The 23,369-nt window shown below is 68.9% G+C and carries 24 protein-coding genes; 13 read left to right on the top strand and 11 right to left on the bottom strand.

The features are described from left to right. Window positions 1–272: 272 nt before the first annotated feature. The gene (locus tag WFM69_RS17625; RefSeq protein WP_337006971.1) at window positions 273–929 is read right to left on the bottom strand and encodes a fasciclin domain-containing protein; all 657 of its coding nucleotides are present in this window, start codon (window positions 927–929) and stop codon (window positions 273–275) included. A gap of 164 nt (window positions 930–1,093) precedes the next feature. Between WFM69_RS17625 and WFM69_RS17620 the strand changes: the two genes are divergently transcribed. The 5 genes from WFM69_RS17620 (at window position 1,094) to WFM69_RS17600 (ending at window position 5,919) form a co-directional block, all read left to right on the top strand. Beyond that, window positions 1,094–2,806: a cytochrome c biogenesis protein DipZ gene (locus tag WFM69_RS17620; RefSeq protein WP_337006969.1), complete on the top strand. Its 1,713-nt coding sequence runs from the start codon at window positions 1,094–1,096 to the stop codon at window positions 2,804–2,806. Window positions 2,807–2,837: 31 nt separating this feature from the next. After that, a complete protein-coding gene (gene sigK / locus WFM69_RS17615; protein WP_337006968.1) occupies window positions 2,838–3,437 on the top strand; it encodes an ECF RNA polymerase sigma factor SigK in 600 nt (199 codons plus the stop codon). Further along, window positions 3,434–4,204 carry an anti-sigma factor gene (locus WFM69_RS17610; protein ID WP_337006966.1) on the top strand — a complete coding sequence of 257 codons (771 nt, stop codon included), beginning with the start codon at window positions 3,434–3,436 and terminating at the stop codon, window positions 4,202–4,204. The genes sigK and WFM69_RS17610 overlap by 4 nt, the downstream gene beginning before the upstream one ends. A gap of 29 nt (window positions 4,205–4,233) precedes the next feature. Beyond that, on the top strand, window positions 4,234–4,863 hold the full coding sequence (locus WFM69_RS17605) for a DNA-directed RNA polymerase subunit beta (RefSeq protein ID WP_337006964.1): 630 nt from the start codon (window positions 4,234–4,236) through the stop codon (window positions 4,861–4,863). Between the two features lie 171 nt (window positions 4,864–5,034). Then, complete coding sequence (locus WFM69_RS17600) at window positions 5,035–5,919, top strand: aminodeoxychorismate lyase (protein WP_337006962.1); 885 nt, start codon at window positions 5,035–5,037, stop codon at window positions 5,917–5,919. A gap of 84 nt (window positions 5,920–6,003) precedes the next feature. Here WFM69_RS17600 and pstB read toward each other — a convergent pair whose 3' ends face one another. The 7 genes from pstB to WFM69_RS17565 all read right to left on the bottom strand — a co-directional run bounded on the left by pstB (window position 6,004) and on the right by WFM69_RS17565 (window position 14,104). Continuing rightward, entirely contained in the window at window positions 6,004–6,783 is a 780-nt protein-coding gene (gene pstB / locus WFM69_RS17595; RefSeq protein WP_337006959.1) for a phosphate ABC transporter ATP-binding protein PstB, read from the bottom strand. A 28-nt stretch (window positions 6,784–6,811) separates the two neighbouring features. Continuing rightward, entirely contained in the window at window positions 6,812–7,915 is a 1,104-nt protein-coding gene (gene pstA, locus WFM69_RS17590) for a phosphate ABC transporter permease PstA (protein WP_337006957.1), read from the bottom strand. A gap of 1 nt (window position 7,916) precedes the next feature. Next, window positions 7,917–8,867: a phosphate ABC transporter permease subunit PstC gene (pstC, locus tag WFM69_RS17585; RefSeq protein ID WP_337006955.1), complete on the bottom strand. Its 951-nt coding sequence runs from the start codon at window positions 8,865–8,867 to the stop codon at window positions 7,917–7,919. A 92-nt stretch (window positions 8,868–8,959) separates the two neighbouring features. After that, window positions 8,960–10,066, bottom strand: a complete 1,107-nt coding sequence (pstS, locus tag WFM69_RS17580; protein ID WP_337006953.1) for a phosphate ABC transporter substrate-binding protein PstS — start codon at window positions 10,064–10,066, stop codon at window positions 8,960–8,962. A gap of 150 nt (window positions 10,067–10,216) precedes the next feature. Further along, the gene (locus tag WFM69_RS17575) at window positions 10,217–11,206 is read right to left on the bottom strand and encodes an NUDIX hydrolase (protein WP_337006951.1); all 990 of its coding nucleotides are present in this window, start codon (window positions 11,204–11,206) and stop codon (window positions 10,217–10,219) included. Next, entirely contained in the window at window positions 11,203–13,368 is a 2,166-nt protein-coding gene (locus tag WFM69_RS17570) for an RNA degradosome polyphosphate kinase (protein WP_337006949.1), read from the bottom strand. The genes WFM69_RS17575 and WFM69_RS17570 overlap by 4 nt, the downstream gene beginning before the upstream one ends. A gap of 52 nt (window positions 13,369–13,420) precedes the next feature. Then, window positions 13,421–14,104 carry a winged helix-turn-helix transcriptional regulator gene (locus WFM69_RS17565; RefSeq protein WP_337006947.1) on the bottom strand — a complete coding sequence of 228 codons (684 nt, stop codon included), beginning with the start codon at window positions 14,102–14,104 and terminating at the stop codon, window positions 13,421–13,423. A gap of 74 nt (window positions 14,105–14,178) precedes the next feature. On the opposite strand from WFM69_RS17565, the gene WFM69_RS17560 reads away from it, so the two are divergent. From WFM69_RS17560 to ygfZ, 3 genes are all read left to right on the top strand, one after another. Next, window positions 14,179–14,469 carry a hypothetical protein gene (locus tag WFM69_RS17560; protein WP_337006945.1) on the top strand — a complete coding sequence of 97 codons (291 nt, stop codon included), beginning with the start codon at window positions 14,179–14,181 and terminating at the stop codon, window positions 14,467–14,469. 150 nt (window positions 14,470–14,619) lie between these two features. Further along, a complete protein-coding gene (locus tag WFM69_RS17555; protein WP_337006943.1) occupies window positions 14,620–15,222 on the top strand; it encodes an FABP family protein in 603 nt (200 codons plus the stop codon). Then, on the top strand, window positions 15,194–16,351 hold the full coding sequence (gene ygfZ, locus WFM69_RS17550; protein ID WP_442928397.1) for a CAF17-like 4Fe-4S cluster assembly/insertion protein YgfZ: 1,158 nt from the start codon (window positions 15,194–15,196) through the stop codon (window positions 16,349–16,351). Before WFM69_RS17555 ends, ygfZ begins: the two co-directional genes overlap by 29 nt. A 3-nt stretch (window positions 16,352–16,354) precedes the next feature. Here ygfZ and WFM69_RS17545 read toward each other — a convergent pair whose 3' ends face one another. Then, window positions 16,355–17,182, bottom strand: a complete 828-nt coding sequence (locus tag WFM69_RS17545; RefSeq protein WP_337006939.1) for a class I SAM-dependent methyltransferase — start codon at window positions 17,180–17,182, stop codon at window positions 16,355–16,357. Window positions 17,183–17,240: 58 nt separating this feature from the next. Here WFM69_RS17545 and WFM69_RS17540 point away from each other — a divergent pair, with 58 nt between their 5' ends. Next, window positions 17,241–17,990 carry a phosphoglyceromutase gene (locus WFM69_RS17540; RefSeq protein ID WP_337006937.1) on the top strand — a complete coding sequence of 250 codons (750 nt, stop codon included), beginning with the start codon at window positions 17,241–17,243 and terminating at the stop codon, window positions 17,988–17,990. Between the two features lie 87 nt (window positions 17,991–18,077). Here the strand turns inward: WFM69_RS17540 and phoU are convergent, their stop codons facing one another. Continuing rightward, entirely contained in the window at window positions 18,078–18,788 is a 711-nt protein-coding gene (gene phoU, locus WFM69_RS17535; protein WP_337006935.1) for a phosphate signaling complex protein PhoU, read from the bottom strand. Window positions 18,789–19,006: 218 nt separating this feature from the next. Between phoU and WFM69_RS17530 the strand changes: the two genes are divergently transcribed. Next, window positions 19,007–20,230, top strand: a complete 1,224-nt coding sequence (locus WFM69_RS17530) for a sensor histidine kinase (RefSeq protein ID WP_337006933.1) — start codon at window positions 19,007–19,009, stop codon at window positions 20,228–20,230. Continuing rightward, complete coding sequence (locus WFM69_RS17525; protein ID WP_337006931.1) at window positions 20,227–20,910, top strand: response regulator transcription factor; 684 nt, start codon at window positions 20,227–20,229, stop codon at window positions 20,908–20,910. The genes WFM69_RS17530 and WFM69_RS17525 overlap by 4 nt, the downstream gene beginning before the upstream one ends. 71 nt (window positions 20,911–20,981) lie before the next feature. Here the strand turns inward: WFM69_RS17525 and WFM69_RS17520 are convergent, their stop codons facing one another. Then, a complete protein-coding gene (locus tag WFM69_RS17520; RefSeq protein WP_337006929.1) occupies window positions 20,982–21,485 on the bottom strand; it encodes a DNA modification methylase in 504 nt (167 codons plus the stop codon). Between the two features lie 136 nt (window positions 21,486–21,621). Here WFM69_RS17520 and WFM69_RS17515 point away from each other — a divergent pair, with 136 nt between their 5' ends. Beyond that, window positions 21,622–22,104, top strand: a complete 483-nt coding sequence (locus WFM69_RS17515) for a CarD family transcriptional regulator (protein WP_136056290.1) — start codon at window positions 21,622–21,624, stop codon at window positions 22,102–22,104. Window positions 22,105–22,171: 67 nt separating this feature from the next. Next, entirely contained in the window at window positions 22,172–23,368 is a 1,197-nt protein-coding gene (gene ispD / locus WFM69_RS17510; RefSeq protein WP_337006926.1) for a 2-C-methyl-D-erythritol 4-phosphate cytidylyltransferase, read from the top strand. Window position 23,369: the final 1 nt, after the last annotated feature.

The raw sequence follows: 23,369 nt of genomic DNA, 5'->3' as shown, positions 1-23,369 counted from the left end.
CGAACCGGAGATCGACGTGGATAAGCCAGAGCCCCGGCTGGCAGAACACGCACGCCCGCCCGCCGAAACAACTCAACGAAAAGCGAAACGCGGCTCAACCGAATCGCGACGGTGGATCAGGGCTGAGCTAGAGGCCCCTCCGAAGAAGTCTAGTGCGCACGACGAGGGGCCGTCGGCGACACAGCACCGCCGACGGCCCCTTTCCCTCCCCGGGAACCTCCCCCGGCCCCGAGAAGGGCGCGTGCCGGGTCCTCCTCCCGGCCATCCCGGGCTTAGGAAGCCGGGGGCATCAGAACCGTGTCGATGAGGTACACGGTCGCGTTCGCGGTCTGCACTCCACCGCAGATGACACTCGCGCCGTTGACCTTGAGGTCGTCGCCGCTGCCGGTCACCTCGAGGTCGGCGCCCTGCACGGTCTTGTGCATGCCGTCGATGTCAGCCGGCTCGATCTGGCCGGGGACCACGTGGTACGTCAGGATCGACGTCAGCGTCGCGCTGTCGGTCTTGAGAGCATCGATGGTGGCCGGGTCGATCTTCGCGAAGGCGTCATCCACCGGTGCGAACACCGTGAACTCGCTGCCGTTGAGCGTGTCGACGAGGTTGACGTCGGGGTTGAGCTGTCCGCTCACCGCTGCGACCAGGGTCTTCAGCAGCGGGTTGTTCGATGCCGCGACCGCGACCGGGTCCTGGGACATGCCCTGGACGGAACCTGCACCGTCCGGTACGGCCTTGGCGTAGTCCGCGCAACCGGGTCCGACGAGGTTGGCAGCGGGATCCATCTCCATCGGCGTCGACGCCGACGTCTCCGGGGCCTTGGGGGTGGAGGACTCCTCTGCGGTGGTGCTGCCCATCGAACAGGCGGAGAGCAGGAACGCGCTCGCCAGGCCGAGGGTGAGTGCCGCGGTGACCTTCTTCTTGGTGCTGAACATGTCGAGCTCCTTCAGAACTGAGCCACGGCCTCTCCGTGGCGTCGAGTGCTGTTCGGAGCCCCCGGACGATCGGATGGGATGAATCCGAGAAATCTCCGAAAGCCATCGATTCCAATCCGATGAGGCCCCCGGAGCGAACAGTCCCTGACAGAAGTGGGGACCTCATGGACCTGATCATCATCGGCCTGCTCGGCGGGCTCATCACCGGCATCTCGCCGTGCATCCTGCCCGTGCTCCCGGTCATCTTCCTCACGGGAGGTGCGCAATCGGCGAAGTACGAGGATGAAGTCGTCCCCACCCGGCGCAGTCGGCCCTACTTCGTGATCGCCGGGCTGGTACTGAGCTTCACGCTCGTCACGCTCGGCGGCTCGCTGCTCCTCGGCCTGCTGAACCTGCCGCAGGACATCGTCCGCTGGGTGGGCATCGCCGTGCTCGTCATCATCGGCATCGGCCTGATCGTGCCGCGGTTCCAGCACATCCTCGAACGTCCCTTCCAGAGGTTCGGGCAGCGCGAGGTGAAGAACCGGGGGAGCGGCTTCGGCGTCGGTCTCGCGCTCGGCGCGGTGTTCGTGCCGTGCGCCGGTCCCGTGCTGGCCGCGATCATCGTCGCCGGATCGACCGGGCAGATCGGCATCGGCACCGTCCTGCTGACGGTGTCGTTCGCGATCGGCGTGGCCGTGCCGCTGCTGATCTTCGCGCTCGCCGGACGCAGCGTGGTCGAGCGCATCCGTTCCTTCCGCTCGAAGGAGCGCGGGCTGCGCATCGCCGCGGGTGTGGCGATGATCGCGCTCGCCGTGGGACTCGTGTTCAACGTGCCGCAGATGCTGCAACGGCTGCTCCCCGACTACACGGCGCCGCTGCAGGAGCAGATCGCCGACTCGCAGCAGGTGCAGGACGCCCTCGACCTCGGCGGACTCGTCAACGACGAGAACAAGGACCTCGACAAGTGCACCAACGGTGCGGAGCAGCTCGAATCGTGCGGCACCGCCCCGTCGATCAAGGGCATCCAGGAGTGGCTCAACACCCCGAACGGCGAGGCCATCGACCTGAAGGATCTGCGCGGCAAGGTCGTGCTGATCGACTTCTGGGCGTACTCCTGCATCAACTGCCAGCGCTCCATCCCGCACGTGGTCGCGTGGGACAAGGCATATCGCGACGCGGGTCTCGAGGTGATCGGCATCCACTCGCCCGAGTACGCCTTCGAGAAGGATCCGGGCAACGTCGCCGCCGGTGCGCGCGACTTCGGCATCGAGTATCCCGTGGCGCTCGACAACAACCTGTCGACGTGGACGAACTACCGCAACCGCTACTGGCCCGCCCACTACCTGATTGACGCGTCCGGCACGGTGCGGCACATCTCGTTCGGCGAGGGCAACTACGCCGCCACCGAGTCGATGATCCGGGAGCTGCTGAAGGACGCGGATCCGTCCGTGAAGCTGCCCGCCGCGACCGAGGTCGCCGACGACACCCCGGATGTGGGGTCGACCACCCGCGAGACGTTCCTCGGCGCGTCGAAGGACGTGAACTACGGCGGAGAGGGTGACTACCGCGCCGGCACCGACACCTTCGCATTCCCGAAGAAGCAGCCGGCCGACAGCTTCGCGCTCGACGGCGAGTGGAAGGTCGACACGCAGTTCGCGACGCCCGCAGCAGACGCGGGCGAGGTCAAGCTCGACTATCACGCCGCCGAGGTGCGGATCGTGGTCGCCGGGTCGGGCGACATCAAGGTCCGCCGAGACGACGGTTCGACCGAGACCATCACGATCGACGGCACACCGCGCTCCTACGAGCTCGTGAAGCAGAAGGACATCGCCGCGGGCACCCTGACGCTCGAGGTGCCATCCGGGATCGAGGTCTATTCCTTCACGTTCGGGTGACGTCTGCACGTGATGCGGGAGGAGATGCGGCATGCTTGTGGAGATGGTCATCGATGGGTTCGACGTTCCCGAGGACGGAGCGACGCAGGATGCTGTCGCCGACCTCCTCGTCCGCGTCGCCTCCGGTGATCAGGCTGCCTTCGCGGCCCTCTACGACACCCTCTCCTCCCGCGTCTTCGGACTCATCCTCCGCGTGCTGGTCAACCGCGCGCAGAGCGAGGAGGTGCTGCAGGAGGTCTTCCTGGAGATCTGGCAATCCGCTTCGCGTTTCGCTCCGAACAGGGGTCAGGGACGAGCGTGGATCATGACGATCGCTCATCGTCGGGCCGTCGATCGGGTGCGAGCATCGCAATCGAGCGCCGACCGGGACGTGCGAGCAGGATTCAAGGACATCGGCGTCGCGCACGACAGTGTCGCGGAGCAGGTCGAACTGGGGATCGAGGGAGGGAAGGTCGTCGAAGCGCTCTCGGGGCTTCCCGAGGCGCAGCGCGAAGCACTCGTCCTCGCGTATTACGGCGGTTACAGTCAGAACGAGATCGCGGCCCTCGTCGGGGCGCCGCTGGGGACGATCAAGACACGGATGCGAGACGGGCTCACCCGTCTGCGCACGGCGATGGGGGTGACGGCATGAACGAGAAGGACTTCGCGGAGCTCGCGGCAGGTGCCGCGCTGCATTCGCTGTCGGCAGACGAGGAACGACGCTTCCGTGCGGCTCTGGCCGAGCATCCGGAGTGGCGGACGATCGTCGCGGCGGACACCGCCACGGCCGCGCTGCTCTCCGACCCGGTCGAGCCCGTGACCGCTCCGGCCTCGATCCGCGCCGCACTGCTCGCGCAGATCGCTGTGACGCCGCAGGACGGCGGGATCGACGATGCGCCTTCTGCGTCGAGGCTCGCGCCGCCTGTGGAGGAGACGCCGGCGACCGCTCCACCGAAGCCGCGTCGATGGGCGCGCACCGTGTTCGCCCTGGCCGCATGCCTGGCCGTGCTGGTCGGAGTGGGCATCGGTGCGGTCGCGCTGAACCAGCAGCTGAACCCTCCTCCCGCGAGCGTCGTGGCGCTGCAGGAGATCGAGGCGGCGGGAGACGCCCAGCAGTCGACCGTGGCACTGGACGGCGGCACCGCGACCGCGCACTGGTCGGCTTCGGTCGGCAAGGCCGTGCTGGTCGCCGACGGCATCCCGGCACCGGGCGAGGGCCAGACGTACGAGCTGTGGTTCGTCCGCGGCGATGCGCCCGTCTCGGCCGGCGTCTTCGACGTGAACGACGGTGATGCGACCGCACTGCTCGACGGTGACATGCAGGCTGGAGACGCCATCGCGGTCACCGTGGAGCAGGCCGGCGGCTCGCCGACCGGTCAGCCCACCACCGACCCGGTGGTCGTGATCCCCACGGCGTGAGCGCTGCTGATCGCGCGTACCCTGGAGGGATGCCCGAGCAGTACAACCGCCCTGTGCGCCGCCCGACGAGTGCCTTCGACAACATCGTCGGCGCGCACGATCCCGCGGAGGAGACACGCATCGCGCATGCCACGGCATCGGCGCTGCTGACACGGGTGCGTGCCGACGAGAGCGGTGCGAGTGCGGAGCGTCTCGTGGCGTTCACCGCCGAGCACGGGATCGACGAGATCGCCGAGCTCTGGTCCAAGGCCCCCTCGCGCACTCTGCCCGGCTCGCTCTGGCGTCTGTACGTGCTGCAGCTGGCCATCCATGCGGACCCCCGCACGCCCGCGCTGCTCTACGACCGCGGCCGGACCGAGCTGCCCTCGGCGGATGCGCTGATCGCGGGCGCGCCGGTGCCCGCGAGCCCGGATGAGCTGGTCGCGCTCATCGACACGATCCTGCGCGGCGCGTTCCGCGGTGACTTCGCCGTGGCGCTCGATCGTGCGGCCGCGTTCTGCCGGGTGCAGGCGTCCGGGGCGACCCACACGGCCGACGACTACGAGCCGACCGAGCCCGCGCGGGCCAGCGAGCTGACCACGCGCGCGCTGCGGCTGAGCAGCTACGGACAGGATCTCGCGGCGGCGGCGGTGCTGTGGCGGATGGACGCCCTGGCCTGAGCATCGAGGCCCGGGTGCGGTTGCCGGAGATGAGAAGACCGGGCCGCAAGAACGCCTCTCGGCGGAAGGCCGCTCGTAGCGGCGAAAAATGGAGCCCGGGGTTATGCGGCCCGGCCGTTCAATTGTAACGCGATGCGGGCGCCGGTATTCCCCGCCCTCTAGGCTCGGATCATGACCCGGCGCTTTGCCCTGATGATCGATCCTGTCGCCGCCGACGAGCCGCGATCCGACTACGCCGACACGTTCACGCAGGTGGATGCCGCGGCTCCGGCGCTCAGCGTCGGCGAGCTCAGCACGCAGCGCGGTGACGGCGTGTTCGAGTCGATCGGCGTGGTCGACGGCCATGCGCAGGAGGTGGTTCCGCATCTGGAGCGCCTCGCGCATTCCGCGCGCCTGTGCGACCTGCCGGTGCCGAACCTCGACCAGTGGCATCAGGCGATCGACCACGCGGCCGCGCAGCTCGACAACGGCGAGTCCGTCATCAAGCTCATCCTGAGCCGCGGTGTCGAGCACGGGCCGACGCCGACCGCGTGGGTCACGGCCGCCCCCGCCGCCGACTTCACCACCGCCCGGCAGGACGGCGTGCGCGTGGTCACCCTCGACCGCGGATACGACCTGGGTGCGGCCGAGCGCGCGCCGTGGCTGCTGCTGGGCGCGAAGACGCTCTCGTACGCGGTGAACATGGCCGCTCTCCGCGAGGCGCACCGACGCGGCGCGGACGACGCGATCTTCCTGTCCAACGACGGCTTCGTGCTGGAGGCACCGACCGCGTCGCTGATCCTCCGCTTCGGCGACCGCTTCGTGACACCCGCACCGAACGGCGGCATCCTGCACGGCACGACCCAGCTCAGCGTGTACGAGCACCTCGCGGCGCAGGGCTTCGAGGTCGGGTACGACCGCATCCCGGCGTCGGATCTGCCGCGTGCTGATGCCGCATGGCTGGTGTCGAGCGTGCGACTCGCCGCGCCGATCACCGCGATCGACGGTGTGGAGCTCCCGGTCGATCACGCCCTCAGCGCTGACCTGAACCGCTACCTGCTGTCTCCGCGCGACTGACGCCGCGCCGACCGATACCCCGAGCCGATGAAAGGAGAGGGCCCGCGGACCGAAGTCCGCGGGCACCCTCCCGTGCGCGTCAGCTCATCCGAAGCGTCCGGAGACGTAGTCCTCGGTGGCCTGCACGGACGGGGTCGTGAAGATGCTCGTGGTGTCGTCGTACTCGATGAGCTTGCCGGGCTTGCCGGTGCCGGCGATGTTGAAGAACGCGGTCTTGTCCGACACGCGGCTCGCCTGCTGCATGTTGTGCGTCACGATCACGATCGTGTACTCGGTCTTGAGCTCGCCGATCAGCTCCTCGATCGCGTAGGTCGAGATCGGGTCGAGCGCCGAGCACGGCTCGTCCATCAGCAGCACGTCGGGGGAGACGGCGATCGCGCGGGCGATGCACAGACGCTGCTGCTGGCCGCCGGAGAGACCGGAGCCCGGCTTGTCGAGGCGGTCCTTCACCTCGTTCCACAGGTTCGCGCCCTGCAGGGACTTCTCGACGAGGGCGTCCGCGTCCGACTTCGAGATGCGCTTGTTGTTCAGTTTCACCCCGGCGAGCACGTTCTCCCGGATCGACATCGTGGGGAACGGGTTCGGCCGCTGGAAGACCATGCCCACCTGGCGGCGCACGGCCACCGGGTCGACGGTCGCACCGTACAGGTCGTCTCCGTCGAGCAGCACCTGGCCCTCGACGCGTGCGCCGGGGATCACCTCGTGCATGCGGTTCAGGGTGCGCAGGAACGTCGACTTGCCGCATCCGGACGGGCCGATGAACGCGGTGACGCTGCGGGGTTCGATGTCGAGCGAGACGCCCTCGACGGCGAGGAAATCGCCGTAGTAGACGTTCAGGTCGTTGACTTCAATGCTCTTGGACACTGCAGTTCCTTGCTTGTCGGGTCGAGGCTCAGCGGCCGGTCTTGGGTGCGAAGATCTTGGCGACGAGGCGCGCGATCAGGTTGAGCACCATGACGATGATGATGAGGGTCAGGGCGGCGGCCCAGGCGCGTTCCACGTACGCCTCTGCGGGGATGCCCTGGTAGGCGTACTGCGAGTACGTGAACACCGGGAGGGTCTGCATGCGACCGCTGAACAGGTTGTAGTTCATCGCGTCGGTGAAGCCCGCGGTGAGCAGCAGCGGTGCGGTCTCGCCGATCACGCGGGAGACCGCGAGCATGATGCCCGTCGTGATGCCGGCGATCGAGGTGGGGAGGACCACCTTCACGATGGTCAGCCACTTCGGCACGCCCAGTGCGTAGGACGCCTCGCGCAGCTCGTTCGGCACGAGGCGCAGCATCTCCTCGCTGGAGCGCACGACGACGGGGATCATCAGCACGGCCAGGGCAACCGAGCCCGCGATGCCCATGCGCACACCCGGTCCGAAGATGAGGGCGAACACGGCGTAGGCGAACAGACCGGCGACGATCGACGGGATGCCCGTCATCACATCGACGAGGAAGGTGATGGTGCGGGCCATGCGCCCGCCCTTGCCGTACTCGACGAGGTAGACGGCCGTCATCAGGCCGATCGGGATCGAGATGACCGCGGCGGCGAGCGTGACCAGCAGTGTGCCGATGATGGCGTGCAGGGCGCCGCCGCCCTCGCCGAGCACACCGCGCATCGACGAGGAGAAGAAGAGTCCGTCGAAGCGCGCCAGGCCGTTGGCGACCACGGTCACGGCGACCGAGATCAGCGGCACCATCGCGATCGCGAACGCCGAGGTGACGACGCCCGTGATCAGGCGGTCGATCGCCTTGCGCGGGCCCTCGATGATGCGCGAGATCACGTAGATGAGGACCAGGTAGATGACGGCGCCGAAGATGATGGAGCCGGCGTAGTTGAGCGCGGTACCGGTTGCGAGCGCTTCGATGGCGAATGGGGTGGCACCGACGAGGAGCGAGATGGCGAGCAGCACCCACGGCGACCAGCGGGGGAGGTGACCCGAGGTGAGCGAGACCGTGGAGCGGGTCGCACCCAGCGTGCGGGGCGTTTCAGGGGCGGTCACGGTCATGTCAGTTCGCTCCCGAGAATTCCTTGCGGCGGTTCACGAACCAGCGTGCGAGCGCGTTCACCGCGAACGTCACGACGAACAGGATCAGACCGGTCGCGATGAGGACATTGATGTTGATCTGGTACGCCTCGGGGAACGTCAGCGCGATGTTGGCCGCGATCGTCGAGGGGTTCGTGGAGGTGAGCAGTTCGAAGGTGACGGCCTTGCTGACCGAGAGCACCATCGCGACGGCCATGGTCTCGCCGAGTGCACGGCCGAGACCGAGCATGGAGGCGGAGACGATGCCGGAGCGGCCGAAGGGAAGCACGGCCATGCGGACCATCTCCCAGCGGGTGGCTCCGAGGGCGAGCGCGGCCTCCTCGTGCAGGCGCGGGGTCTGCAGGAAGATCTCGCGGCAGATGGCGGTGATGATCGGGACGACCATGACCGCGAGCACCATGGCGGCGGTGAGGATCGTGCGTCCGGTGGGGGAGACGACGCCCCCGAAGAGCGGGATCCAGCTGGCGTTCGCGTTCAGCCAGACGTAGATCGGCTGGACGGCGGGTGCGAGGACCAGGATGCCCCAGAGGCCGAACACGACCGAGGGGACGGCGGCCAGGAGGTCGACCACGTAGCCGAGGCCCTGCGCCAGGCGCCGCGGTGCGTAGTGGGTGATGAAGAGGGCGACGCCGAGCGAGAGCGGCACGGCGAGCAGGAGCGCCAGGAAGGCCGCCCACACCGTGCCGAACAGCAGCGGTCCGACGTAGTCCCAGAAGTTCGTCTTGAGGAGCGAGGCGTCCTCGGACGTCGCGGTGAAAGCCGGGATCGACTGCACGACGAGGAAGATCGCGACCGCGGCGAGCGTGATCATGATCATCGAGCCGGCGGCGACGGCCGTGCCGGAGAACCAGAGGTCACCGGCGCGCTTCTTCGCGACGATGCGCGTCGACGCCGGCGAGGTCGTGGCTGTCATGGGGGCTGCTTCCTGCTCAGTGGAGATCGGGTGTCTGACGCGAGCAGACGGTCTCCGGGATGCCGTGTGGCATCCCGGAGACCGTCACTGACTCACTTGATGAGGTCGATCGCAGCCTGGGCCTGCGTGCGCAGGTCGTCCGAGATCGGGGCGCTGCCGGCGTTGGTCGCGGCGGCGTCCTGGCCCTCGGCGCTGATCGCGGTGGTGAAGAACGCCTTGGTCAGGGCGGCGACGTTGGAGTCCTCGTACTCGGCGCAGCCGATGAGGTAGCTGACCAGGAGCACGGGGTACGCGCCCTCGGCGGTCGTGGTGCGGTCGATCGCGAAGGCGAGGTCGCCGGCGGTGCGGCCGTCCTCGATCTTCGAGGCGTCGAGCGTCTTCGCGGCGCCCTCGGCCGAGTGCGCGACGAAGGTGTCGCCGACCTTGACGTTCACCGACGAGAAGTCGGTGGCCTGTGAGGAGTCGATGTAACCGATGAGGCCCTGGCCGCCCTTGACGGCGTTGGCGACACCCGAGGTCTTCTCGGCGGACTCGCCGGCGAGGTCGGCCGGCCACTCCTCGACGCTGCCCGCGGTCCAGACGTCGCCCGCGGTCTGTGCGAGGTAGTCGGTGAAGTTGCCCGTGGTGCCCGACTTGTCGGAGCGGTGGACGGGCGTGATGGCGAGGTCGGGGAGCTTGGCGTCGGGGTTGTCCTTCGCGATCGCCGCGTCGTTCCAGTTGGTGATCTTGCCGGCGAAGATCGACGCGATGGTCTCGGCGTCGAGGTTCAGCTCATCCACGCCGTCCAGCGAGAAGACGATGGCGATGGGGGAGATGTAGGCGGGGATCTCGACGATGTCGGAGCCGTCGACGCAGGCGCCGAAGCCGCCGGCCGAGATCTCATCGGTCTTGAACGCGCGGTCGGAGCCGGCGAAGTTCACGGCGCCCTGCTGGAACGACTCGCGGCCACCGCCGGAGCCCTGCGGGTCGTACTCGACCGTGGCGTCGGGGTTGGTCTTCTGGAACTCGGCGGTCCACGCCTGGATGGCGACCTGCTGCGACGAGGCGCCGGCGCCGACGAGCGAGCCGGTGAGGGCCTCGGCGCTGGAGGTGGGCGCGTCGGTGGAACCGGAGCCGGCCTCGTTCGCGGCACAGCCGGCGAGAGCGAGAGCGGCGACCGCGCCGATGGCGCCGATACGTGCGATTCGGGAGATCTTCACTGTGGATCCTTCGATCTTGGAGGGTGGGGCCCGGTGCAGGGCACACAGTGACGCTATGGGCGACGGTTAACGAGACTCTCCCGTGCAGGTGAACGGCAGGTGAACGACGGGCGACTCTCTGGGGCGCTCCCGCGAGAAATCAGGGGCCCGTCAGACCTTGGGGATGTGCGTCTCGATCGCGATGATGCCGGAGCCGGGGTTGGTGGACGACAGATGCACCACCGAGAAGGCGGCCGGCTCCAGGTCGGCGGCGCTGCCCAGATACGACCCGTGGACGGTGCCGGTGGCGAGGGCGATCTCGGACAGCAGACCGGGGAGCACGGGGCCGTGGCTGCACAGCACCGCGGGCTTCCCGGCACGCACGCGTCGGCCGACGACCGCACGAAGGTCGGAACCGCCGTCCTCCCAGGCGTCCTGGCTGATCTTCTCCGTCTTGACCGGCTTTCGGTCGATGGCCTTGGCGAGCGGCGTGATCGTCTGGACGCAGCGCACAGCGTCGCTCGTCACGATCTTGCGCACGCCGAAGGCTCGCAGCGGGCCGACGATCGACTTCGCCTGTGTGCGTCCGCGCTCGGTGAGCGGGCGCGACGCATCCGACAGGTCCCACTCGGAGCGGGGCATCGCCTTCGCGTGCCGCAACGCGATGACCGGGAAGGTGCGCAGCACGCCGTCGTCGACGAGGTCCGCGAAGAAGTCGAGGATCTCCAGATCGACCGGGTAGCTGAGGCGCGCACGCGCCTTCTTCACGCTCACCCATTCGATCGCGGCGATCTCGCGGTTGGGCACGAACGTCGATGCCCGGATCGCGTCGTCGGTGGCCTCGGCCGCCCAGTAGTGCACGACCTTCTGCTTGCGCGACGCGAGGTGGTAGCGGCTCACCCCGACGGGCACGCCGAGGGAGACGCGGATGCCGGTCTCCTCGTGCACCTCGCGCACGGCCGTCTCGGCGAGCATCTCGCCGGGGTCGACCTTGCCCTTGGGCAGCGTGATGTCGCGGTACTTGGTGCGGTGGATCAGCAGGATCCGGAGCTTCCCCTCGACCATGCGCCACACGACGGCCCCGGCCGCGTACACGGCCTTGTCCGTCCACTTCGAGCGCGTCGACGCGTCGGGGGGAAGCTGCAGCTGCCGCGAAGTCATCGAACCGCCCGTGCGCGGCGCCGCCGCTGGATCAACCCCATGGTCTTATCCTGCAGGTCGATCAGCGGCTTGCCGTCGGCATCCACGGCGTGGCGCTTCCAGACGCCGTCGGCGCCGAGGTGCCACGACGAGGTGCCGTCGTCCATCGCCAGGTCGAAGAACGCCCCGAGCTCTTTGAGGTGGGCGGGGTCGGTCACGCGCACGAGAGCTTCGACGCGGCGGTCGAGGTTGCGATGCATCATGTCGGCGCTGCCGATGTAGACCTGCGGGTCGCCGCCGTTCTCGAACGCGAAGATACGCGAGTGCTCCAGGTAGCGCCCCAGGATGCTGCGCACCGTGATGTTGTCGCTGATGCCCTCGAGGTCGGTGCGCAGGCTGCAGATGCCGCGCACCCAGACGTCCACCTTCACGCCGGCGGCGCTGGCGTGGTAGAGCGCGTCGATGATCTCCTCGTCGACCATGGAGTTCACCTTGATGCGGATGTGCGCGGGGATGCCCGCCTCCGCGTTCCGGCGTTCGGCGTCGATCTGCCGCACGAGGCCCTTGCGCAGGTGGAGCGGCGCCACGAGCAGCCGCTTGAACTTCTTCTCGATCGCGTAGCCGCTGAGCTCGTTGAAGAGCCGGGTCAGGTCCTTGCCGACCTGCGCGTCGGCGGTGAACAGCCCGAAGTCCTCATAGATGCGACTGGTCTTCGGGTTGTAGTTTCCGGTGCCGACATGGGAGTAGTGCCGCAGCATCCCGTCTTCCTCGCGGATCACGAGCGCGAGCTTGCAGTGGGTCTTGAGCCCGACGAGGCCGTAGACGACGTGCACCCCGGCTTTCTCGAGCTTGCGCGCCCAGACGATGTTGTTGGCCTCGTCGAAGCGGGCCTTGACCTCGACGAGGGCCAGCACCTGCTTGCCCGCCTCGGCTGCGTCGATCAGCGCCTGCACGATGGGGCTGTCGCCCGAGGTGCGGTACAGGGTCTGCTTGATGGCCAGCACGTGCGGGTCGCGGGCCGCCTGCTCCAGGAAGGCCTGCACGCTGGTCGTGAACGACTCGTAGGGGTGGTGCACGAGCACGTCGGATTTGCGGATGGCCTTGAAGATGTCGGCCCGCGAGTTCGAGCCGGTCGGCTGGAAGGCGACCGCGGTGGTCGGCAGGTGCGGGGGGTAGCGCAGGTCGGGCCGGTCGATGCGCGACAGGTCGAACAGGCCGCGGAGGTCGAGCGGACCGGGGAGCCGGTAGACCTCCTGGTCGGTGATGTCGAGCTCGCGCACGAGCAGGTCCATCGTGACCTCGTCCATGTCGTCCGTGATCTCCAGTCGGATCGGCGGGCCGAACCGACGGCGCAGGAGCTCGGCTTCCAGCGCCTGGATGAGGTTCTCGCTCTCGTCCTCCTCGATCTCCACGTCCTCGTTGCGGGTCAGTCGGAAGGCGTGGTGATCGAGCACCTCCATGCCGGGGAAGAGGTCGCCCAGGTGGTTCGCGATGAGCTCTTCCAGACGCAGGAACCGCTTGATCTCGCCGCTGCCCGGTACCTCCACGAAGCGGGGGAGCATGGGCGGCACCTTGAGTCGCGCGAACTCCTGGCGGCCGGTGCGGGCGTTGCGGATGCGGATCGCGAGGTTCAGCGAGAGTCCGGAGATATAGGGGAACGGGTGCGCGGGATCGACCGCGAGCGGCATCAGCACCGGGAACACCTGGAGCTGGAAGAACTCGGACAGCGCAGCCCGCTCGTCGTCGGTCAGCTCGGACCAGTCGGTGATCTCGATGCCGGAGTCGGCCAGGGCGGGGCGCACCAGCGAGGTCCAGGCCTCGGCATGACGCAGCTGCAGGGCGTGCGCTTCGCGGGAGATGTCGGCGAGGGCGTCGACGGGCGAGCGGCCGATGTTCGTCGGCACCGCCAGACCGGTCATGATGCGGCGCTTGAGGCCGGCGACGCGGACCATGAAGAACTCGTCGAGGTTGCTCGCGAAGATCGCCAGGAAGTTCGCCCGCTCCAGCTCGGGGAGCGTGGGATCCTCGGCGAGCTCCAGCACGCGCTGGTTGAACGCGAGCCAGCTGAGCTCGCGGTCCAGGTAGCGGTGGTCGGGGAGCTGGGAGTCCGGCGACTCGATGGCGTCGAAGTCGTCGTCTTCGGCGTCACCCAGTCCGGCGTCGGCGAGTGCGGGATCGATCATGGGGTACATCTAAGCACCGCGAGGTGACGCGCGTGTGAACGGGCGCGTTCGGTTACCGGGCTCCGACGAGGGTCTCGTCCTCGTTGACGTTGAACCGGTAGCCGACGTTGCGCACGGTGCCGATGATCTGCTCCTGGTCGCCGAGCTTCGCACGCAGCCTCCGCACGTGCACATCCACCGTGCGGGTGCCGCCGAAGTAGTCGTAGCCCCAGACCTCGCTGAGCAGCTGTTCGCGGGTGAAGACGCGGGAAGGGTGGGTGGCGAGGAAGTGCAGCAGCTGGAACTCCTTGTAGGTGAGATCCAGAGGGCGGCCACGCAGTTTGGCGGAATAGGACGCCTCGTCGATCGTGACGCCGGATGCCTGCACGCGCGCGGGTTCCGCGACCTCGTCCCGACGGGCGAGCGCCAGCCGCAGGCGCGCGTCGATCTCGGCGGGGCCGGCCGTCACGAGGAGGACGTCGTCGATGCCCCAGTCTCCGGACACCGCGCTCATGCCGCCCTCCGTGACCACGAGCAGCAGCGGTGCCTCCTGTCCGGTGGCACGCAGCAGCCGGCACAGCGACTTCGCGGCGACCAGATCGTGACGGCCGTCGACGATCACGACGTCGTACTCCGGGGCGTTGATCAGGTGGGAGGGATCGGCGGGGATCTGGCGAGCACGGTGGCTCAGCAGCTCCAGGGCGGGAAGCACCAGCTCCGAGAGCGGAGCGTTGGTCAGAACCAGCACCTGGGCCACGCGCACTCCTCAACCGACGGGGGATCGACGTCGTGCCGCCATGATACCGGGACCGAATGCGCAACAATGGTGTCATGACGGATCCAGCACTCGCACCGCGCAACGCGTTCGCCGGTGTGGTCGGCGTGTGGGTGACGGCCTTCCTCGCCACCGTCGCGATCGGCATCTTCGTGCCGGAGGAGTGGCGCATCCCCTGGCTGCTGGTGGGCTTCGGGGGCGCAATCCTGCTGTCGTTCGCGGTGCAGCTCTGGTACGGGCGCACGCAGGGCTTCATCTTCCGGGTGGCCGGCAGCGTCATGGGCGCGCTTCTGCTGATGGGCCTGGTGTCGATCGGTTTCGCCCTCGCGGCGCTCATCCCCGCCTGACCCCGGCGCGGCGCGGTATTGTGGTGCACATGGACCTCATGGCGCTCGAAATCTTCTTCATCGGCCTGCTGGGCCTCGCGAGCCTGGCGATCGTCTTCGTCTCGGCCGTGGTGCTGCGTAACCTCTTCCGCGGCCAGCGCTGACGCGATCGTGATCGAGCTGCCCACCGACCTTCCCGCCGACCTCGCGCCGCTCTCGTGGCTGATCGGCGTCTGGGAGGGCACCGGCGTCATCGACTATCCCGTCGGTGACGAGCGTCTGCAGGGCGAGTTCCTTCACCGGGTTAGCTTCAGCCATGACGGCGGCCCGTTCCTCAACTACTCCGGCACCGCGACGTTCCTCACAGAAGAGGGGGCGCCCGCCGCGGCACTCCTCGCGGAGACCGGTTTCTGGCGGCTCGCTCGACCGGCCACCGCGGCGGATGCCGGTCCGGCACTGCTCCCGCCGATGGAGAAGGCAGCCGCACGCACGGTCGACGACGTGGAAGAGCTGCGCGCCCCGAGCGGCGGATTCCCGATCGAGGTCTCTCTCGCGCATGCCGACGGTGCCCTCGAGCTCTACATCGGCGAGATCAACGGTCCACGCATCGACATCGGCACGGATGCCGTCGTCCGCAGCGCGGGTGCCAAGGTGCACACCGCATCCTCGCGCATGTACGGTCTCGTCGACGGTCACCTGCTCTGGGCATGGGACATCGCCGCCCTGGGCACACCGTTGCGCTCGCATGCGTCGGCGCGGCTGGCCAAGGTCTGACGTGTCCGCCTTCTCGACGGTGCACGGTGCCGTCACCGACGGCGACACGATCGCGCACTTCGGCGACGCGTTCCGCGAGCAGCGGCGTCTGGCCGACGGCGCGGCGGTCGCACCGCTCGGAGACCGCACCGTGATCGAGGTCGCCGGACCGGAGCGTCTGACGTGGCTGGACTCCATCACCTCGCAGTCCGTGGGACGCCTCGCGCCGGGGGAGAGCACCGAGTTGCTCGTGCTCGATCCGCAGGGCCGCGTCGAGCACGCGGCCGGGGTGCTGGACGACGGTTCGTCCACGTGGCTGATCGCGGATGCCGGTGATGCCGAGGCGCTCGCCACCTGGCTCACCCGCATGAAGTTCCGCACACAGGCGACGGTCGACATCCGCGCCGATCTCGCGCTGCTCGGATACCTCGACGGCGGCACGGTCGCCGCTGCGGCGGCCGAGGCGGCCTTCGCGCCGAACGGCGTTCCTCTCGTCTGGGCCGATCCATGGCAGCGGATCAGTGCGGGAGGCCACCAGTACGCCGAGGTCGTCGACCATCCCGGTGCCGAGTACGCGTGGCGGGTCGCGATCCTGACGGACGAGTCCGCCGACGCGCTCGCCGCAGCCCTCGGGCCCGAGGCGTTCGCAGGAGTGCTGGCTGCCGAGGCATTGCGCGTCGCCGCCTGGCGTCCGCGTTGGGCCACCGAGGTCGACGAGCGCTCGCTCCCGCACGAGTCCGACTGGATCCGCAGCGCGGTGCACCTGAACAAGGGCTGCTACCGAGGTCAGGAGACGGTCGCCAAGGTGCACAACCTCGGGCATCCTCCGCGTCGCCTCGCTGCGCTGCACCTCGACGGGAGCGACGCCGTCCTCCCCGAGCCCGGTGCGCCGGTCTTCGCAGGCGACGACGAGGTCGGGCACATCACGTCGGCGGCCCGTCACCACGAAGACGGACCCATCGCGCTGGCCATCCTCTCGCGGCGCGCTCCAATCGGCGACCTCGTGGTGCGCGCCGACGGCATCGATATCGCGGCGTCGCAGCAGGTGATCGTGCCGGCGGATGCCGGGGCCACCGCGAACGTGCCGCGGCTCACGCGCCTGTCGCGTCGTCCGTCCGCGCCGGATCCGCGCGATTCCTCCGAGGCCTGAGGCTCAGTCGGCTCGAGGGGCCACCGCGGCCCAGGGCAGGGTGAGTTCGCCCAGCCGCCATCGGCTGCGCCCACCCTGCACGGGCCAGCCCTGATCGCGAAGGGCCGTCACGGCGGCGAGGAATCGCTGCGTGGCCCCGAACGTGGTGAGGGCTGCGGCGCGGTCCCACTCCCGGTCGAGGTCGAGGAGCAGGGCGTGGACGCGTTCGCCCGCCACGTTCCGATGGATCAGCGCTTTGGGCAGGCGCTCGGCGACGATGCTCGGGTGCTCGAGGTCGGCGAGCCGGAGCGAGATCGTGAAGCGGAGCGGTACCGCGCGGGCGTCCACGTCGACCCAGCTCGCGACACGGCCGATCTCGTCGCAGGTTCCCTCGATCAGCAGCCCCTCGGGTGCCAGGCGCGACGCCATGCGGCCCCAGGCGTCGGGGACATCCTGTTCGTCGTACTGGCGCAACACGTTCATGGCACGGATGACGGCGGCTCGGCGTCCGTCGGGAAGCGGCACCTCGAAGCCACCGCGGGCGAACGAGACCGGGAGCGCAGGGGAGAAGGAGGTGCGGCCTGCTCGCACCTCGGCGAGCTGGGCATCGGCGGTGGCGACGCGCTCGGGGTCGATCTCGAGGCCGCGCACCTCGACGTCGGCACGTACCGACATGAGGCGCGCCGCGAGCTCGAACGCGGTCACTCCGCTCGCGCCGTACCCGAGGTCGACGACCAGAGGATCAGCCGCACGGCGCAGGGCGTCGCTCGCGGCGATCCACCGGTCGTTGCGCCGCAGTCGGTTCGTCCCCGTCGTGCCGCGGGTCGGCCGACCGAGGGGAGATGACGCCATGTCTCCATCCTCCCAGCATCCGACTCGGCGGCCGCCGCCGGACGGATAAACTGACGGCATGACTGCGACGCGCACCCTCATCCTGCTCCGCCACGGCCGGAGCGAGTGGAACGAACTGAACCTGTTCACCGGTTGGGTGGACGTCCGCCTCAACGAGCAGGGCAAGAAGGAAGCCCGTCGCGGTGGCGAGCTGCTCGCCGAGTCCGGCATCCTCCCCGACGTGCTGCACACCTCGCTGCTGAGCCGCGCGATCCAGACCGCGAACATCGCCCTCGACGCCGCGGACCGGCTGTGGATCCCGGTGACCCGCTCCTGGCGCCTCAACGAGCGTCACTACGGTGCGCTCCAGGGCAAGGACAAGGCGCAGACGCTGGAGGAGTTCGGGCCCGAGCAGTTCCAGCTCTGGCGCCGTTCGTTCGATGTGCCGCCGCCCGTGCTCGACGACGAGAGCGAGTTCAGCCAGGTCGGCGACGTCCGCTACGCGGGCATCGACGGCGAGGTGCCGCGCACCGAGTCGCTCAAGCTCGTCATCGACCGTCTGCTGCCCTACTGGGAGAGCGCGATCGTCCCCGACCTCGAAGCCGGTAAGACCGTGCTCGTGACCGCGCACGGCAACTCGCTGCGCGGCCTCGTGAAGCACCTCGAGGGCATCAGCGACGACGACATCGCCGAGCTCAACATCCCCACCGGCATCCCGCTGGTCTACGAGCTCGACGAGAACAACGTTCCCACGGGTCCCGGTCGCTACCTCGACCCGGAGGCCGCTGCCGCCGGTGCCGCTGCCGTCGCGGCCCAGGGCAAGAAGTAACCGCGAGACCCCGCGACAACGACGAAACCCCCTGCTGCCGTCGACTGCAGCAGGGGGTTTCGATGTGAAGGCGGGGTCACGCCCGGGTCAGGCGTGCCCGAGCTCCTGCTGCTCGAGCTCCTGCTGCTCTGCAGCGAGGGGGATGTCGTCCTCCTCGACCGCCCAGTCGCCGGTGGCGAGGTAGACGACCTTCTTCGCGACGGCGACGGCGTGGTCGGCGAAGCGCTCGTGGTAGCGGCTGGCGAGAGTGGCGTCGACGGTCGCGGTGGCCTCACCCTTCCAGTTGTCGCTGAGCACCTTCTCGAACACGGTGGCGTGCAGCTCGTCGACGTCGTCGTCCGCGTTGCGGATCGCGTCGGCGAAGCGGAGGTCCTGCGTGCGGAGCAGTTCGGCGAGCGTGCGCGCGACCTCGACGTCGAGCTCGCCCATCTTCACGAACGTGCCCTTGAGGCCCTTCGGGATGGCGCGCTCGGGGAAGCGGAGGCGGGCGAGCTGGGCGATGTGCTCGGACATGTCGCCCATGCGCTCGAGCGAAGCGCTCACGCGCAGTGCGGTGACGACGATGCGCAGATCGCGGGCGACCGGCTGCTGGCGGGCGAGGATCTCGATCGCCTGCTCGTCGAGGGCGACGGCGAGCTCGTCGATCTTCGCGTCGTCGGCGATGACCTCCTCGGCCAAGGCGACGTCGCTCGTCGCGAACGCCCTGGTGGCCTTGTCGATCGAGACCGTGACGAGGTCCGCGATCTCGACGAGGCGCGACTGGAGGTCCTCGAGGGACTGGTGGAAGACTTCGCGCATGGGGGCGCAACCTTTCATTCGGATCTCGGCTGATGATCAGCGTGAGACGGCGGGTCGTCCGCACGAGAGAGCGGGTCTGCGCTCCCGCACAGGCCCGAAGCGATTGTCTGCCTCGAAGGTTAACGAACGGTGCCCAGCACGTGAATAGTACTTCTCGCGTTGTGGCCAGGGCGCGGAAACCCGCCGAGGTCGCGGTGAACGCACTCTACGCTTAGGGCATGACCTTGCCGCAGCTCGCGCTGTCTTCGCTCGCCATCGGGCTGGTGATCGGCGTCGGCCTCTCCCTGCTCGTGGTGTGGGCGTACCGCGCGAGGGCACGCGTGCAGGAGGAGACGTCGGTGGCGATCCCGGCAGGCATGACCGATGTCCTGCGCAGCATGGACGACGCCGCCGCGGTCGTGGACTCGTCCGGGCTGGTCCTGGCGGCATCGCAGGCCGCGAGCCGGTTCGGCATCGACGTCGGTGCCACCCTCGACAACCCCGAGCTGCGCCAGCTCGTGCGTACGGTGCGGGCGAGCGGCGGGTCGGTCACGGAGTCGATGCGGCTCACCCGGGGCGGATTGAGCCTCGACCCGCGACTCGTGTCGGCGCGAGCCAGTGTGATCGGCGCCCGCTTGGTGCTGATGATCATCCGTGACGTCACCGAGCAGGAGCGCCTCGATCAGATGCGCCGGGACTTCGTCGCGAACACCAGCCACGAGCTGAAGACCCCGGTGGGTGCGGTGAGTCTGCTCGCCGAGGCGATCGAGTCCGCGGCAGACGACCCCGCCCAGGTGCGGATCTTCGCCGCTCGCATCTCCGCAGAGGCCGGCCGGCTGGGGCAGCTCACGGGCCGCATCATGAGCCTCTCCCGGCTCCAGGCCGAAGACGGGCTCACCAAGGTCGGACGCGTCTCGATCGACGAGGTGATCGCCTCCTCCATCGAAGCGCACGTGGTGCAGGCGGACTCCGCAGGAGTCGACCTCACGCGCGGGGGCGACCGGGGCGTCTGGGTGCGCGGCGACGCGCAGATCCTGATCGAGGCGGTGGGCAACCTCATCGCGAACGCGATCCTGTACTCGCCGCGCGGCTCGCGCGTGGGTGTCGGGGTGAAGGCCGACGACGGCGTGGTCGAGATCGCGGTCTCTGACCAGGGCATCGGCATCGCGGAAGCCGACCGGGAGCGCATCTTCGAGCGCTTCTACCGCGCCGATGAGGCGCGCTCGCGTCGTACGGGCGGCACGGGGCTGGGTCTCTCCATCGTCAAGCACGCCACGCAGAGGCACGGCGGCGAGGTGCGACTGTGGTCCCGCCCCGGTCGCGGTTCCACGTTCACGATCAGACTCCCGCGCATCGACGCACCCGACAACGTCGACGCGGACAAGAAGAGCAAGAAGAAGCGTGCTCGCAAGGCGGCCAAGGCTGCGGCATCCGCGCGCGCTCGAAACGGAGAGAGAGCATGACCCGTATCCTTCTCGTCGAAGACGAGCCCGACCTCGCCGATCCTCTCGCCTATCTGCTGCGCCGCGAGGGCTACGAGGTGGAGATCGCGGAGGACGGCCCCGGTGCACTCGCGGCGTTCCGGGAGCGCGGTGCCGACATCGTGCTGCTCGACCTCATGCTGCCGGGGATGCCCGGCACCGAGGTGTGCCGGCAGATCCGCTCGACGTCGGCCGTGCCGATCATCATGCTGACCGCCAAGGACTCCGAGGTGGACATCGTGGTCGGTCTCGAGCTGGGGGCCGACGACTACATCACGAAGCCGTACTCCTCGCGCGAACTGCTCGCACGGATGCGGGCGGTGCTGCGCCGTGTGGTGCAGGCCGACAGCGAACTCGACGAGCGCGTGCTCGACGGCGGACGCGTCTCGCTCGACATCGACCGGCACACGGTCGCCGTGGCGGGTGTGCAGATCAACATGCCTCTCAAGGAGTTCGAGCTGCTCGAGGTGCTGATGCGCAACTCGGGGCGCGTCCTCACCCGCGGCCAGCTCATCGATCGGGTGTGGGGCAGCGACTACTTCGGCGACACCAAGACGCTCGACGTGCACATCAAGCGCATCCGCTCGCGCATCGAGGAGAACCCGAGCGAGCCGGTGATGCTGGTCACCGTGCGCGGGCTGGGGTACCGCTTCGAAGGCTGAGCATCCTCTGGATACGGAAGAGGCCGGTGCCCCGCGGGGGTACCGGCCTCTTCTCGATGGTTCGTGCGGCGTCAGTTCGTCGGCGCCGGGGAGGGGGTGCCCACCCGCTCCGACGGGACGAGGTCGGCGTAGTAGGGGAGGGACCCGTCGAGCACCGGCACCTGGGTCTTCACTCCGGCGGAGTCGCCCGACTGGAAGTGGATCTGCACGGTCGCACCGGGCTTCGTGTCGAGACCGACGATGCGCAGCGGCTCCTCGTCGGAGCCCAGGCTCACGGTGTCGCCCGCGGGGACGGTGATGGTGAACGGGTCGAGGTCCTCGACCGTGATGGTGAGCGTCGCGCTCTCCTGCGTGGGGTTCACGATCGCGCCGATGAAGTTGCCGATCGAGCCGTCCTCCGTCGCGATGACCAGTGCGTTGCGGACGTCGATCGGACCGTCGGCATCGGAGACGTTGACGCCGTCGGAAGCCGCGTACTCGATCTTCGTCGACTGCGGCGTGATGAAGGTGCACCCGGTCGCACCGAGCAGAACGAGGGCGCTGAGGGCTGCAGACGCAACAAGGCGCGATTTCACGGGTCCTCCTGAGGTCCGGCGGGATATCCGTGATCCATTCTATGGGTAAGTCGTGACGGCCCTGTGGCACAGGGAGCGCGAACCTTAGCGCATGTCCCCTGTGGTATCCTTGAGGTTGCCGAAAGGACACGTTTTTATGCTTTTTGAGGTTGGCGAGACCGTCGTCTATCCCCACCATGGCGCTGCGACCATCATCGAGGTCAAGGAGCGCATCATCAAGGGTGAGACGAAGAAATACCTGAAGCTCAACGTCACGCAGGGAGACCTCATCATCGAGGTGCCGGCGGAGAATGTCGACCTGGTCGGCGTTCGCGACGTCATCGGCAAGGAAGGCCTCGATCACGTATTCGAGGTGCTGCGAGCACCCTTCACTGAAGAGCCCACCAACTGGTCGCGCCGGTACAAGGCGAACCTCGAGAAGCTCGCCTCCGGCGACGTGATCAAGGTGAGCGAGGTCGTCCGCGACCTGTGGCGTCGCGACCAGGACCGCGGACTCTCCGCGGGAGAGAAGCGGATGCTGGCGAAGGCTCGGCAGATCCTCATCTCCGAGCTCGCGCTCGCGGAGAAGACCGACGAAGACAAGGCGGGCGCGCTGCTCGACGAGGTCCTCGCGTCCTGAACCCGTTCCACGAAAGGCGGATGCTTCGGCATCCGCCTTTCGTCGTCTTCGCCGGTAACGTGAAGCCGTGACCATCCTTCCCGTCCCGCACACCGCCGTCATCGTCGTGGCCGCCGGCTCCGGCACGCGTCTGGCCGCCGGCGCCCCGAAGGCGTTCGTCGGCATCGATGCGCATTCCGTGCTCCGTCATGCACTCGACGGTGTGTTCGCTGCGGCCCCGGCTCAGGTGATCGTCGTGGCTCCGGCCGGTCTCGAGGGCGACGCCGAGACGGAGCTGCGCGCGGCGGCCGGCGACCGTGCCGATCTGGGTCGAGTCGTGACCGGAGGAGCTACCCGGCAGCAGTCGGTGGCCGCGGGCCTCGCGGCGCTCTGGGGTGACGTCGAGACGGTGCTCGTACACGACGCGGCCCGTGCTCTCACGCCTCCCGCGCAGATCGATGCCGTCGCCGCGGCGGTCACGGCGGAGGTCGGCGTCATCCCGGCGCTCCCGGTCGTCGACACGCTCAAGAAGGTGGCGGACGGGACCGTGGTCGCCGCGGTCGACCGCTCCGAGCTGGCTGCGGCGCAGACGCCGCAGGGTTTCCCTCGTGCGCTGCTGGAGACCGCATACGCCGCCGCTGCCGACGCCGGCATCGACTACACCGATGACGCGGCGCTGTTCGCCGCGGACGGACACCCGGTGCGGCACATCGACGGCTCGGCGCGGGCGTTCAAGATCACGACGCCCGCCGACCTCGATCGAGCCCGGCATCTGCTCGCTCCCTCTGTCGCCGCGGTGGGTATTCCGCGGGTCGGCGTCGGCACCGACGTGCACGCGTTCGGCGGCGAGGGGAACCTCTGGCTCGCGGGCCTGGAGTGGCCGGGGGAGCAGCCGTTGTCGGGACACTCCGACGGCGACGCGGTCGCGCATGCGATCGTGGACGCGCTCCTCGGGGCGGCGGGACTCGGCGACATCGGTGAGCACTTCGGCACGTCGCACCCCGAGTACGCGGGGGCGCATGCCGATGTCTTCCTCGCCCGCACGCGCGAGCTCCTCTCCGACGCCGGATTCCGGATCGGCAACGTGTCGGTGCAGCTGCAGGGGAACAAGCCGCGGTTCAGTGCGCGGCGTCTCGAAGCGGAGGCGGTGCTGTCGGCCGTGCTCGGTGCTCCCGTCTCGGTGACGGCCACGACGACTGACCGGCTCGGCTTCCCCGGACGAGGCGAAGGCATCGCGGTGACGGCCGTCGCGTCGGTGCTCGGGAGCGATCCGCACGATCGGTGAC

This window comes from Microbacterium sp. LB12 (assembly GCF_037150835.1).
GTDB lineage: Bacteria > Actinomycetota > Actinomycetes > Actinomycetales > Microbacteriaceae > Microbacterium.
Note: the sequence above shows the minus strand (reverse complement) of the source record. Positions and strands in the feature narration are given on the sequence as shown.

What these genes read in the sequence shown, in the direction of transcription:
- WFM69_RS17625 (WP_337006971.1), bottom strand. Translation starts at nt 929, where the DNA reads ATGTTCAGCACCAAGAAGAAGGTCACCGCGGCACTCACCCTCGGCCTG.
- WFM69_RS17620 (WP_337006969.1), top strand. Translation starts at nt 1,094, where the DNA reads ATGGACCTGATCATCATCGGCCTGCTCGGCGGGCTCATCACCGGCATC.
- sigK (WP_337006968.1), top strand. Translation starts at nt 2,838, where the DNA reads ATGCTTGTGGAGATGGTCATCGATGGGTTCGACGTTCCCGAGGACGGA.
- WFM69_RS17610 (WP_337006966.1), top strand. Translation starts at nt 3,434, where the DNA reads ATGAACGAGAAGGACTTCGCGGAGCTCGCGGCAGGTGCCGCGCTGCAT.
- WFM69_RS17605 (WP_337006964.1), top strand. Translation starts at nt 4,234, where the DNA reads ATGCCCGAGCAGTACAACCGCCCTGTGCGCCGCCCGACGAGTGCCTTC.
- WFM69_RS17600 (WP_337006962.1), top strand. Translation starts at nt 5,035, where the DNA reads ATGACCCGGCGCTTTGCCCTGATGATCGATCCTGTCGCCGCCGACGAG.
- pstA (WP_337006957.1), bottom strand. Translation starts at nt 7,915, where the DNA reads ATGACCGTGACCGCCCCTGAAACGCCCCGCACGCTGGGTGCGACCCGC.
- pstC (WP_337006955.1), bottom strand. Translation starts at nt 8,867, where the DNA reads ATGACAGCCACGACCTCGCCGGCGTCGACGCGCATCGTCGCGAAGAAG.
- WFM69_RS17575 (WP_337006951.1), bottom strand. Translation starts at nt 11,206, where the DNA reads ATGACTTCGCGGCAGCTGCAGCTTCCCCCCGACGCGTCGACGCGCTCG.
- WFM69_RS17570 (WP_337006949.1), bottom strand. Translation starts at nt 13,368, where the DNA reads ATGATCGATCCCGCACTCGCCGACGCCGGACTGGGTGACGCCGAAGAC.
- WFM69_RS17560 (WP_337006945.1), top strand. Translation starts at nt 14,179, where the DNA reads ATGACGGATCCAGCACTCGCACCGCGCAACGCGTTCGCCGGTGTGGTC.
- ygfZ (WP_442928397.1), top strand. Translation starts at nt 15,194, where the DNA reads ATGCGTCGGCGCGGCTGGCCAAGGTCTGACGTGTCCGCCTTCTCGACG.
- WFM69_RS17545 (WP_337006939.1), bottom strand. Translation starts at nt 17,182, where the DNA reads ATGGCGTCATCTCCCCTCGGTCGGCCGACCCGCGGCACGACGGGGACG.
- WFM69_RS17540 (WP_337006937.1), top strand. Translation starts at nt 17,241, where the DNA reads ATGACTGCGACGCGCACCCTCATCCTGCTCCGCCACGGCCGGAGCGAG.
- phoU (WP_337006935.1), bottom strand. Translation starts at nt 18,788, where the DNA reads ATGCGCGAAGTCTTCCACCAGTCCCTCGAGGACCTCCAGTCGCGCCTC.
- WFM69_RS17530 (WP_337006933.1), top strand. Translation starts at nt 19,007, where the DNA reads ATGACCTTGCCGCAGCTCGCGCTGTCTTCGCTCGCCATCGGGCTGGTG.
- WFM69_RS17525 (WP_337006931.1), top strand. Translation starts at nt 20,227, where the DNA reads ATGACCCGTATCCTTCTCGTCGAAGACGAGCCCGACCTCGCCGATCCT.
- WFM69_RS17515 (WP_136056290.1), top strand. Translation starts at nt 21,622, where the DNA reads ATGCTTTTTGAGGTTGGCGAGACCGTCGTCTATCCCCACCATGGCGCT.